Origin of the sequence: Mesorhizobium alhagi CCNWXJ12-2 (assembly GCF_000236565.1) — a bacterium.
Taxonomy (GTDB): Bacteria; Pseudomonadota; Alphaproteobacteria; order Rhizobiales; family Rhizobiaceae; genus Allomesorhizobium; species Allomesorhizobium alhagi.
The window spans coordinates 1-11,765 of the sequence record NZ_AHAM01000013.1 but is presented as its reverse complement, the minus strand read 5'-3'; the positions used below and the strand labels follow the sequence as shown (position 1 = coordinate 11,765).

Sequence of the window (11,765 nt, the reverse complement as noted above, 5' to 3'; positions counted from 1 at the left end):
CGACCTGCCGCTCTATGTCGGTGAGCAGGCTCGATGCGCCGAAGCGGAAAAGCTCCGGCTCGAGCCAGGGCCGGCCGAGTTCTTCCTTCATCAGCACCAGCCAGTCGAGCGAGGCCTTTGCGGTCGAAATGCCGCCGGCCGGCTTGAAGCCGATGAGATAGCCGGTGTGCTCGAAATAGGCGCGGATGGAGCGCACCATGGCGAGCCCCACCGGCAGCGTGGCGTTGACGCTTTCCTTGCCGGTCGAGGTCTTCACGAAATCCGCGCCGGCCATCATCGCCACCATAGAGGCCAGCATGACGTTGCGCAGGGTTGCGAGGTCGCCCGTGCCGAGGATCACCTTCAGATGCGCATCGCCGCAGGCTGCGCGGAAGGCGACGATCTCGTCGTAGAGTTCCTGCCATTTCGCGCCGAATACCAGCCCGCGCGGAATGACCACATCGATCTCGTCGGCCCCGTCGGCGACTGAAGCCTCGATTTCCTGGATACGTGTCTTGAGAGGCGCCAGGCCATGCGGGAATGATGTCGAGACCGCCGCGACATGGATGCCCGTGTCTCTGACCGCTTCGGCGGCAGTGGCGACGAACGGATGATAGACGCAAACCGCCGCCGGCCGGATCTTTTCGTCTCCGAGGCCGAGCCCTTCGACGATGTCGGCGCGCAGCGGGTTGATCGCCTTCGCGCACAGCCGGCGCACCCGCTCGTCGGTGTCGTTCGAGTTCAGTGTGGTCAGATCCATCAGCGAAATGGAGCGCAGCAGCCACGCCGCCTGGTTGTCGGCCTTGATCGAGCGGCGCTTGGTCAGGCTGGCGACGCGGCGCTCCAGAGCCGAACGATTGACGTTGCGCATCGATTCCAGGAAGCCGAGGTCGAGCTTCATGCCGGGATTGCGGGCGATGCCGTGCGCCTCGATCGGCGCGTTGGCCGCCACGCGCACGGGCAGCGCCGTCACCGACGGAGCCTCCGTCGTCAAATCCGCCGCAGCCTTGGTCATGTGCCTGTCCTCGCGATCCCGGCCGAAGCCGCCCCTGTTCTACCCGTCATCATGGGCCGATATCAAGGAGAGGGATTGCGGCGCTGTCCGCAGCGTTGCCGCTATCCCTTCTCCTCGTCTCCATACCGGCCGAAGGCGTCAGCAGGTGGACGATGGGCGGCGCTAACCTCGCAAATTTCGAAGGGCTAAACCTGGCAGATGATCCGCGCAAAGAACCGGTCGCGCCGGTTGTATTCCGGCCTGAAGCCAGAGAACTTCTGGTCCATCGCCTTCAGCGATGTCACGCCCTCGATCGGGAAGGTGCGGAACCCGACGCCGCTGCCGCCCGCCGTCTGCACGGCCGAAAGAACCAGTTCACCATGCTCGTCATAACCGAGGATGAAGGGCTCGGCGATCCTCGCTTCAGACTTATAGGTGAAAGAAAGCAGGCGGCGTTCCGCAATGGCTCCGCAGATCACATCGACGACGGACATCGCGCTCCCTCTTCAATCAGTGAGGGTAGGATATTAGAGCATGATCCCGAAAAGTTCATGCGCCAGACGGTTCGGCTATCCAGTGGTGGCCACCGCCCCTCGCGCGGAATCGACGCTCCACGCACCCGGCCCGGCGACGAACAGATAGAGGTAGATGAAGCAATACAGGATCGCGGCGTCGCCCATATTGTTGACGGGGAAGAAGTTCTGCGGCGCATGCGCCATGAAATAGGCGACAGCCATGAAGCCGCACAGGATGAACGCCACCGGCCGCGTCAGGAAGCCGATCAGGATAAGGAAACCGCCGAACGCCTCCAATATGGCGGTGACCAGCATCAGGCCGCCCATTTCGCCGGCTCCGCCCTCCGTGGCCGGCGGGAATCCGATCAGCTTTTGGGTGCCATGCTCGATGAACAGCAGCGCCGTCATGATGCGCAGCACCGCGAGAGCTTGCGGCTGATAGCGGGAAAGATTGTCTAGCATTGCAGGTCGCCTCCTTCGGAACCGTTTCCGCGAGTCAGCCCGCCGCACTGACCCGGACGGGGCAATATATGGCAAGGCTCCGGGAAAAGGACAGGCCGGACGCAACGCTGCGCCCGCCGTACGTCAGCCGACGAAGGCGCGCTCGACGACGAAGCTTCCGGGATGGCTGAGCGAGCCCTCGGCGAAACCGAGGCTTTCCACCAGTTCCTTGACGTCCTTCAGCATGTCCATCGAGCCGCAAATCATGACGCGGTCGGTCTCGGGATCGAGTTTTTCGATGCCTAGATCGGCGTAGAATTTGCCCGAGCCGATCAGTGCGGTGATGCGGCCCATGAAGTCGGACGGCTCGCGCGTCGTTGTTGAATAGAGCGTGACGCGGCCGCCGGTCAGTTCGCCGATCAGCGGATCGTTATCGAGCGCGTCATAGAGTTCGCGGCCATAGGCCAGTTCGGCGATATCGCGGCAGGTATGGGTGAGGATAACCTGGTCGAACTTTTCATACGTCTCCGGGTCGCGCAGCAGGCTGGCGAAAGGCGCGATGCCCGTGCCGGTGGAGATCATGAACAGCCGCTTGGCCGGGGTCAGCGCGTCGACCACCAGCGTGCCGGTCGACTTCTGGCGCATCAGCACCGTGTCGCCAGGCTGAATTTTCTGCAGCTCGGAGGTCAGCGGCCCGTCCGGCACCTTGATCGAGAAGAATTCCAGTTCCTCGTCCCAGTTCGGGCTGGCGACGGAATAGGCGCGGAACACCGGCTTCTCGGCATTTGGCAGGCCGATCATCACGAATTCGCCGGAGCGGAAGCGCAGCGACTGCGGGCGGGTGATGCGGAACGAGAACAGCCGGTCGGTGTAGTGTTTCACCGAGACCACAGTTTCGGCATAGACATTGGCCGGGATCGGATAGCCGAGCGGCTTTGCCTCGTTGATGTTCAGGGCTGCTGCAGTATTCATGAACCCAAAGCCTTTGTCCTGACGGCAAATTCCTGCCGCTGCGCCGCCAAGCCATTCGGTCGGGGCGCCGCAAAAAATCCCGAAGCGGGAAACTCTTGTCTAGCAAACTTATTAGTGTACAAACGATATTCAGGTCAAGATAGCGGCGGGAAACACTCTTCCAAACTGCGCCGCATCCTTAGTCTGGGCATTTCGGGTTTGGCGCATGGCTGAGAATTTTCCGGCAAACGCGGGCAATGTCGTCGCCGGCATCGATGTCGGCGGCACCTTCACCGACCTTCTGCTGATCGACGGGCGCGATGGCGGCAAGGTCCATATCGCCAAGACGCCGACCACTGTCGACAACCAGGCTTTCGGCGTTGTGGCTGCGCTGGCCGAAACCGGATTCCCGGTCGAGAAGATCGACCTCATCGTGCACGGCACGACCACCACCACCAATGCCGTACTGGAACGCCGGCTCGCTAAGACTGGCATGATCACTACGCGCGGCTTCCGCGACGTGATCGAGCTCGGCCGCCGCACCCGGCCGCAAGCCTATGGCATGACAGGTACGTTCGTGCCGGTCATCCCGCGCAATCTCCGGCTGGAGGTTTCCGAGCGGGTAGAGGCGTCTGGCACGGTGCGCGTTCAGCTCGATGAAGGCGAGGTGAGAGCTGCCGTCTCGGCGCTGCTCGAAGCCGGCTGCGAATCCCTCGTCATCCATTTTCTGCATTCCTACGCCAATCCCGCGCACGAGCGGCGGGCGGCGGAGATCGCAGCCGAACTCTGGCCGAACAGTTACATCACCACCGGCCATTCGCTGCTTTCGGAAGCGCGCGAATTCGAGCGAGGCGTAACAGCAGCCGTCAACGCGTCGGTACAGCCGATCCTGGAGCGCTATGTCGAACGGCTGCGGCGCGAGTTGGAGGCGCGCGGCTACGCCCGCGACTTCCTGATCATGAACGGCAATGGCGGCATGATCTCCGCCCGCTTCGTCACGCAGGAATCGGCCAAGACCGTGATGTCCGGCCCGGCCTCCGGCGTCATCGCCGCCGCCCATACCGGCAGGCGCGCCGGCTACGAAAACCTCGTCACTTACGACATGGGCGGCACCTCCACCGACGTCGCGCTGATCCGGAACGCCGAACCGGCGGTCTCCAACGAGACCGAGATCGAATACGCCATGCCGATCCACGTGCCGATGGTCGCGGTCCACACGGTGGGCGCCGGCGGTGGCTCGATCGCCAGGGTCGACGCTTCCGGCCTGATCCAGATCGGACCAGAAAGCGCCGGCGCCAATCCCGGCCCGATCTGCTACGGCCGCGGCGGGACCGAGCCGACCATTACGGACGCCAACCTGGTGCTCGGGCGACTCGATCCGAAGAAGTTGCTCGCCGTCGACAATCCCGTAACCGTCGACCATGTCCGCGCGATTTTCGAGGAGAAGATCGGCGCGCCCACCGGCCTGTCTGGCGTCAAAGCCGCGGGCGCTGTGCTGCGCCTCGGCAACATCAAGATGGCCGGCGCGATCCGCATGGTTTCGGTATCGCGCGGCCACGATCCTCGCGATTTCGCGCTATTCGCTTTCGGCGGCGCCGGGCCGCTGCATGCCACCGCACTAGCCCGAGAGCTTGGCCTGCCGAAAGTGCTGGTGCCGGCTCGCCCCGGCATCACCAACGCGCTCGGCTGCGTCGTCGCCGACCTCCGCCACGATTTCGTCAACACGGTCAACCAGCCGGTAGCCACCGTCGAGGAAGCGCGGGTCCGGGATATATTGGAACGACATCGGGCCGAGGGGGCCGCGCTTATCGCCAAGGAAGCGGTGCAGCCGGAAACGATCCGCTACTCCCATTCGGCCGACATGCAGTTCGTCGGCCAGACGCACATCCTCAACGTGCCTCTGCCCTCGGTCGATGCCAGCCGAGACCTGTTGCAGCGCCTTTTCGAGGAAGCCTATTTCGCGCGCTTCAAAGTCGAGCTGCCGGAAATCCGCGCCAATCTGGTCAACCTCAACACCTCCGTCATCGGTGTGCGCCCGGCGGTCGACCTGTCCCGGCTGATCGACCCCAACGGGCGTGCCGGGACGCTGGAAGCCGCGCTCCGCGAGATACGGCCGGTCTGGTATGATGGGACCTGGCACGACACGCCGGTCTATGCCCGCGAAAAGCTGCCGCTCGACGCGGTGATCCAGGGCCCCGCAATCCTCGAGCAGATGGACGCAACAACGGTGCTGGAGCCCGGCGACTGGGCTACGACCGATGCCGATGGGAATATTGTCATCGAGGTGGGGAGATGAGCGGCTGTCAAAGGCAAGCTTCGATGCCGAAGGCGCACAGAACCCCCTCTCCGTCTCGGGCTCTTCCCGAGGCACCTCTCCCCCGCTACGCAGGGGCGAGGAACCGCTGCCGCGATGCAGCCGCGAGCTTCTCATGGCTTGGGTTCCTCGCCCCCACAACGTGGGGGAGAGGTGGATTGGGCGAAGCCCGAGACGGAGAGGGGGTTTTCGCCACGTCCGTTCACGTTGACACCGAAGTTTACGACGGCAGGGCGTGACAGTATGACCCCCCTCGACGCCATCACCCTTTCCGTCATCCAGGCCGCCCTGCAGCAGACCTGCGACGAGATGGACCTGACCTTCTCCCGCGCTGCATTCTCGCCGGTCATCGCCGAGGCCAACGACCGTTCCGACGGCATCTATTCGGCCGAGGACGGCTCGTTGATCGCGCAGGGGTCGCAAGGGCTGCCGGTCTTCGTCGGGGTCATGCAATATTCGACGAAGACGATCATCGAGATGATCGCCGACGGCCGCTGCCTGCCTCCGGAAGAAGGCGACATCTACATCGTAAACGACCCTTATCTCGGCGGCACCCACCTGATGGATGTGCGGTTCGTCATGCCGGTCTGGCGCGACGGAAAAATCTTCTGCTGGCTGTCCAACACCGGCCACTGGCCCGACATTGGCGGCTCGGTGCCCGGCGGATTTTCGGCGTCCGCGACCGCGGTCGAGCAGGAAGGGCTGCGCCTGCCACCGGTAAAACTCTTCAAGCGCAAAAAACTCGATCCGGAAATCTACGCGATCATCTGTTCCAACATCCGCGTCGCCGACCAGCGCATCGGAGATATCCGGGCGCAGGCGGCGGCGCTCTATGTCGGACAGGAGCGGCTGTTTGCCATCCTCGATCGTTACGGAGACGAAACTGTCGTCGCGGCCATTTCGGAGCTGAGAAAACGCGCGGCCGAGCAGATGCGGGCGCATATCGCTCCCATCCCGGACGGCGTTTACCGCTCAAAGGCTTTTGTCGATTCCGACGGCGTCGTCGACCAGCCACTGGCTATCGCGCTGGCCGTCGAAAAGCAGGGCGACACGCTCACATTCGATTTTTCCGAATCCAGCCCGCCCTGCATCGGCCCGATGAACAGCGTGCTCGCCACCACGCTGTCCTCCGTATATCTCGCCATGCGCCACATCTTTCCGGATGTGCCGATCAGCGCGGGTGCGTTCGAACCGCTGATCGTCAAACGGCCGGAGGGAACCTTCCTCGATGCGAAATACCCGCGGCCGGTGTCAGGCTGCGCGGCGGAGGTGTCGCAGCGCATCGCCGAGGCGGTGTTTGCCGCCATGGTTCAGGCGCTGCCCGAAAAAGTCACCGCCGCGCCCGCCGGCTCCAGCGGCAATTTCGCGCTCGGCGGCAACGACCCGGCGCGCGGCCGCGACTACGTCATGTACCAGATCTCCGGCGGCGGCTATGGCGGCAACGTCGCGTATGACGGCCTCTCCAATGGCTGCTCGACCATCGGCATCTCGAAATCACCGCCGGTCGAGATCATGGAGCAGGCCTATCCCGTGCTCTACCGCCACTACGCCCTGCGCGAAGGCTCGGGCGGCGCGGGCATGCACCGCGGCGGCTTCGGCCTCGCCTATGAGGTCGAAATCCTGAGGGGCGAAGCCCGCGCATCCTTCGTCATGGATCACGGCCGCACTGGCCCGCAGGGCGCCTGCGGCGGCAAGGACGGTGCGGTGAACACCGTCACCGTCTTTCGCGACGGCAAACCACATGTGCCGAAGCACCTTTCCAAGGAGCAGGACATTCCCCTGAAAGCCGGCGACCGCGTCCGCGTCGGCACCCCCGGCGGCGGCGGCTACGGCGATCCGTTCAGACGCGATCCAGCTTTGGTGTTGCGTGATGTGATGCTTGGCTACTACACGATTGAGCAGGCGAAGGAGACGTTCGGCGTAGCGCTCAGCGCCGACGGTCAGCTCGACCTTGCTGCAACCCAAACGTTGCGCTCGGCGCTCAGTTAGCATGAACAATTGCCGCCTCGCATTGGCAATTGCGCATTCAGCGATTCCCTGCGAAACTGGCCTGAACGGGCTGGAGGCAGGACAGGATCGTGAATATCCGGCAGGACACCGGCAGCAACAGGCTGGACGATGCGGCGCGGGCGGGCTGGCTCTATTACGTCGCCGGCAATACCCAGGACCAGATCGCGGCGAAGCTCGGCGTATCGCGGCAGACCGCGCAACGGCTGGTTTCGCTCGCGGTCTCGGAAGGGCTGATCAAGGTCCGGGTCGACCATCCGATCGCAAACTGCCTCGACCTCGCAGCCAGGCTCAAGGCGCGCTTTGCGCTCGATCTGGTCGAAGTCGTGCCGAGCGACCCTTCATCCAACTCGACGACGCTCGGCGTCGCGGAAGCGGCGGCGGCCGAGATCGAAAAGCGGCTGCGCTCGACCGAGCCGATCGTCATGGCGATCGGCACCGGCCGCACGCTGAAGGCGGCGATCGAGCAGCTGCCGGCGATGGAGTGCCCACAGCACAAGGTCGTCTCGCTCACCGGCAACATCTCGCCGGACGGCTCGGCAGCCTTCTACAACGTCATCTTCACCATGGCCGACCGCATCAAGGCGCGCTCGTTCCCGATGCCGCTGGCGGTCATCGCCTCTTCGCCGGAAGAGCGCGAAATGCTGCTGTCCCAGCCGATGATCCAGCCGACGCTGGCGCTCGCCGCGCGCGCCGACGTGACCTTCATCGGCATAGGCGACCTCGGCCCGAAAGCGCCGCTCTACGAAGACGGCTTCATCAGCGAGGCCGAGCTGAAGGCGCTGCAGAAGGCCGGTGCGGTGGCCGAGATCGTCGGCTGGGCCTATGACCGCGAGGGCCGGCTGATCGAGGGCATCACCAATGATCGCGTCGCCTCGGCGCCGCTTCCGTCGCGCGAAAAATCGCTGGTCATTGCGCTGGCCATGGGCGAGCGCAAAATCCCCGGCATACTGGCTGCCGCCACGCGGCGGCTGATCAACGGGCTGATCACCGACGAACGCACCGCCGAAGCGCTGCTTGAGGCCGGATAAAAATTACTTCCCGACGACCAGCGCCCAGTATTTGCGGCCGTCCGCTTCGCCGGCATAGGCAAGGCCGAAGCGGTTGAAGCGCGGATCGAGCATGTTCTTGCGGTGGCCGGAGGAGTTCATCCACATCGAGAACAGCTTCGCCATGTCCATCCGGCCCTGGGCGATGTTTTCCGCTGCCGGGGCGTCGACGCCGTTCTTCTTCATCCGCCGACCGAAATCCTTGCCCCAGCCGGTGGTGTGCTCCATGCGGCCCGACCGCGCCTTATAGGCGGCCTGCTGCAGCGCCGCCTTTTCCAGCCGCGCATCATAAGCGAGCGGCGGCAGGCCGTGCGAAGTGCGGATCTCGGTGAGATAGGAAACGCCGGACACGGATGCGCGGCCGCTGCCGCCCACGGACCCGCCGGTCTGGCAGGCGGCAAGCGCGAGCGTGGCGCACAATGCCGCCATCGGGAAAAGACGCCGCCCGGCGACGGGAGAGTGAGAATCCGGCATGAACGTCCCCGGTTGATATATCGATCAGGAGCATTTTCGGCTCAAACCGCTAATGCCTGATCTCCGGAATAACGTTCATTGTGGCATTTGCCGGGCAGGGCGTGTGTCGTCGTGAGCGAGGAACGAGCGGAGAGTGTCGGGAATCCATGCCTGAGCGTGGGAGACGTAATAGCCGAGGCAAAACGAGGCCCGGTATTCTTCAAGCGAAACACCGCGCGGTCACCGTCCCTCACTTCCTCCGGCCCACGGGATTTCCGTCGAGAAAACCCATGTCGCGCTTCAGATGATCCGAAAGCTCCCTGACGTCGAGCCTGCCCCGGCGGGCGCGGCGGCCGGGCCGCGCAAACCACGCTGCCAGCCATGAATTCAGGAATCCGCCATGGGTTTGTTCGAGCCGTACCGTTGCATGTGTCATCGTGTCGACCAACCTTTTCAAGGGTTGCTCCCCTTATCCATTGGTCTTCAATCTGGTCCTGAGAGTCGCTAGTTTCCAATTGAATGTCGATACGCATGCATAAGGCGGTTTAATCCATCATGGCTCCTCAACTCCCTCCACTCCAGGCACTACGGGCCTTCGAGGCCGCCGCGCGGCATATGAGCTTCACCAAGGCCGCGGATGAACTCGGCATGACGCAGGCGGCAGTCAGCTATCAGGTCAAGATTTTGGAGGAGCGGTTCGGCGCAGCGCTTTTCCTGCGCCGGCCGCGCCAGGTCGCGCTGACGGAGGCTGGCCAGCGGCTCGCGCCGGTGATCACCGAGGCATTCGAGACGATCGCCTCAGCATGGGGCTCAGGCCGCAGCGGGGCGCAGGGCACGCTGTCGATCAGCACCGTCCAGACCTTCGCGTCGCACTGGCTGGCGCAGCATCTCGGCTCCTTTCAGATGGCGCATCCCACCCTTGCCGTACGGCTCGACACCTCGCCGCGCTTCGTCGATTTCGCGCAGCAGGAAATCGACGTGGCGATCCGCGCCGGCGGAGGCAAGTGGCCAGGACTGGTCACCCATTTGCTGATGCATACCGGCTTCACCCCGATGTTGAGCCCGAAGCTCGCTGAAAGCATAGGCGGGGTGAAGGAGCCCGCCGACCTTCTGCGGTTGCCGATCGTCAGCCCGGATGACCCCTGGTGGACGCAGTGGCTGACCGAGGCGGGCGTGCCGGCCGACGGGCTGCAGAACCGGACACGCAGTCGCCTGGGCTCGCAGTCGCTCGAGGCCGGCGTCGCGATCGCAGGCGGCGGCGTGGCCATGCTGACGCCCGCCTTCTTCGCCACCGATCTTGCCGCCGGGCGACTTCTCCAGCCCTTCGATCTCGTCTGCAACGATGGCCACGCCTATTGGCTGGCCTATCCCGAAGCGCGCCGCAACGCGCCGAAGGTCAGCGCCTTCCGGACATGGATCCTGGCCGAGATGAAGGCGTTTCTGGGCGAAGCCGAGGGATGACGGACTCTTCGTCCGTGGACATTGCGCGATGATCGCAGCACCCCGTCCAATGTGATAGCCCTTGGGCATGTCAGCGCGGCAATCCTATCGTCGCCCCGGATGTCCGATCTTCGGCTAATGACCAAAGGGGAAGTTCGACCCTTGTCTGCCCTTCCTCTGCTGAAATTCTGAGGCAAATGCTGACCCTTAGCGGTCACTCTAGACTCAAAGATGAAGGCCTGCACTACATGCCAAGAGCTGCCGTTGGGGCATTGTCTTGCGAGCGCGCAAGGCCGACACCGTTACCTGCGGCAAGGCGATTGCCGACGCATTGCGCTGAAGGGAAAAGACATGAAGATCCTTGAAATCCGCGAGAAGACCGTCTCGATCGCTTCCCCGATCGCGAATGCCTATATCGATTTTTCGAAGATGACCTGCTCGGTGGTCTCGGTCGTCACCGACGTGGTCCGCGACGGCAAGCGGGTCGTCGGCTACGGCTTCAACTCCAATGGCCGCTACGGACAGGGCGCGCTGAGTCGTGGCCGGTTCACCGACCGTGTTCTCGAGGCCGATCCGGCAAGCCTTGTCGACGAAGCGAATGATAATTTCGATCCCTTCGCAATCTGGAAGACCCTGATGAGCAACGAAAAGCCCGGCGGTCACGGTGAGCGCTCCGTCGCCGTCGGCACGATCGACATGGCCGTGTGGGACGCCGTGGCCAAGATCGCCGGCCTCCCGCTCTGGCGTCTGCTTGCCGACCGCTTCCGCGGCGGCGTGGCCGACGAGAAGGTCTGGGTCTATGCCGCTGGCGGCTACTACTATCCCGGCAAGGATCACCGGAAACTGCAGGACGAGATGCGCAGCTATCTCGACCGCGGCTATTCCGTGGTGAAAATGAAGATCGGCGGCGCGCCGCTCGCGGAAGACATCGCCCGCATCGAAGCGGTGATCAACGTGGTCGGCGAAGGCCGCCGGCTTGCGGTCGACGCCAACGGCCGCTTCGATCTCGAAACGGCCATCGCCTATGCGGAAGGCCTCAAGCCTTACAATCTGTTCTGGTACGAGGAAGCGGGCGACCCGCTCGACTACGCGCTCCAGGCCGAGCTTGCCGGCCATTACGACCTGCCGATGGCCACCGGCGAGAACCTCTTCTCGCACCAGGACGCCCGCAACCTTTTGCGATATGGCGGGATGCGCCCTGATCGCGACTGGCTGCAATTCGACTGCGCCCTGTCCTACGGGCTGGTGGAGTACCTGCGCACGCTCGATGTGATGCAGGAACTGGGCTGGTCCTCGCGCCGCGTGGTCCCGCACGGCGGCCACCAGATGTCGCTCAATATAGCAGCCGGCCTTCATCTCGGCGGGAACGAGAGTTACCCGGACGTGTTCCAGCCCTTCGGCGGATTTGCGGACGGCATCGCCGTCGAAGACGGCTATGTCGGCCTGCCGCAGATCCCGGGCGTCGGGTTCGAAGCCAAGTCGGCGCTCTACCACGTGATGCGGGAAATCGCCGAATAAGGATGCGGGGAAATCGCCGAACAAGATTGCGTCGCTTGGCCGCGTGCGTGTCTTGCATCAAATGGGCCGCGCTTTGTCGGTGCGGGTTTACGCGCACTTCGGGC

11 protein-coding genes are annotated in these 11,765 nt (G+C 64.0%); 5 read left to right on the top strand and 6 right to left on the bottom strand.

Going from position 1 to position 11,765, the window contains the following annotated elements; genetic code table 11:
* The 4 genes from deoC to MAXJ12_RS00760 form a co-directional block, all read right to left on the bottom strand.
* The coding region (deoC, locus tag MAXJ12_RS00775) for a deoxyribose-phosphate aldolase (protein ID WP_008833818.1) at positions 1–994 on the bottom strand (994 nt) is incomplete at its 3' end.
* Positions 995–1,179: 185 nt separating this feature from the next.
* Positions 1,180–1,467: a hypothetical protein gene (locus MAXJ12_RS00770; protein WP_008833817.1), complete on the bottom strand. Its 288-nt coding sequence runs from the start codon at positions 1,465–1,467 to the stop codon at positions 1,180–1,182.
* 75 nt (positions 1,468–1,542) lie between these two features.
* Positions 1,543–1,950 carry a DoxX family protein gene (locus MAXJ12_RS00765; RefSeq protein WP_008833816.1) on the bottom strand — a complete coding sequence of 136 codons (408 nt, stop codon included), beginning with the start codon at positions 1,948–1,950 and terminating at the stop codon, positions 1,543–1,545.
* A gap of 123 nt (positions 1,951–2,073) precedes the next feature.
* Entirely contained in the window at positions 2,074–2,901 is an 828-nt protein-coding gene (locus MAXJ12_RS00760; RefSeq protein ID WP_008833815.1) for a ferredoxin--NADP reductase, read from the bottom strand.
* A 205-nt stretch (positions 2,902–3,106) separates the two neighbouring features.
* Here MAXJ12_RS00760 and MAXJ12_RS00755 point away from each other — a divergent pair, with 205 nt between their 5' ends.
* The 3 genes from MAXJ12_RS00755 (at position 3,107) to MAXJ12_RS00745 (ending at position 8,232) form a co-directional block, all read left to right on the top strand.
* Entirely contained in the window at positions 3,107–5,176 is a 2,070-nt protein-coding gene (locus tag MAXJ12_RS00755; RefSeq protein WP_008833814.1) for a hydantoinase/oxoprolinase family protein, read from the top strand.
* A gap of 261 nt (positions 5,177–5,437) precedes the next feature.
* Positions 5,438–7,183, top strand: coding sequence for a hydantoinase B/oxoprolinase family protein (locus tag MAXJ12_RS00750; RefSeq protein WP_008833813.1), 1,746 nt, complete (start codon positions 5,438–5,440; stop codon positions 7,181–7,183).
* A gap of 89 nt (positions 7,184–7,272) precedes the next feature.
* On the top strand, positions 7,273–8,232 hold the full coding sequence (locus MAXJ12_RS00745; protein WP_008833812.1) for a sugar-binding transcriptional regulator: 960 nt from the start codon (positions 7,273–7,275) through the stop codon (positions 8,230–8,232).
* A gap of 3 nt (positions 8,233–8,235) precedes the next feature.
* Here MAXJ12_RS00745 and MAXJ12_RS00740 read toward each other — a convergent pair whose 3' ends face one another.
* Positions 8,236–8,724: a CAP domain-containing protein gene (locus tag MAXJ12_RS00740; protein WP_040584503.1), complete on the bottom strand. Its 489-nt coding sequence runs from the start codon at positions 8,722–8,724 to the stop codon at positions 8,236–8,238.
* Positions 8,725–8,953: 229 nt separating this feature from the next.
* Positions 8,954–9,160: a hypothetical protein gene (locus MAXJ12_RS00735; protein ID WP_008833810.1), complete on the bottom strand. Its 207-nt coding sequence runs from the start codon at positions 9,158–9,160 to the stop codon at positions 8,954–8,956.
* A 98-nt stretch (positions 9,161–9,258) separates the two neighbouring features.
* Between MAXJ12_RS00735 and MAXJ12_RS00730 the strand changes: the two genes are divergently transcribed.
* Positions 9,259–10,164: a LysR substrate-binding domain-containing protein gene (locus MAXJ12_RS00730; RefSeq protein ID WP_040584501.1), complete on the top strand. Its 906-nt coding sequence runs from the start codon at positions 9,259–9,261 to the stop codon at positions 10,162–10,164.
* A gap of 330 nt (positions 10,165–10,494) precedes the next feature.
* Entirely contained in the window at positions 10,495–11,661 is a 1,167-nt protein-coding gene (locus tag MAXJ12_RS00725) for a mandelate racemase/muconate lactonizing enzyme family protein (protein WP_008833808.1), read from the top strand.
* Positions 11,662–11,765 lie beyond the last annotated feature (104 nt).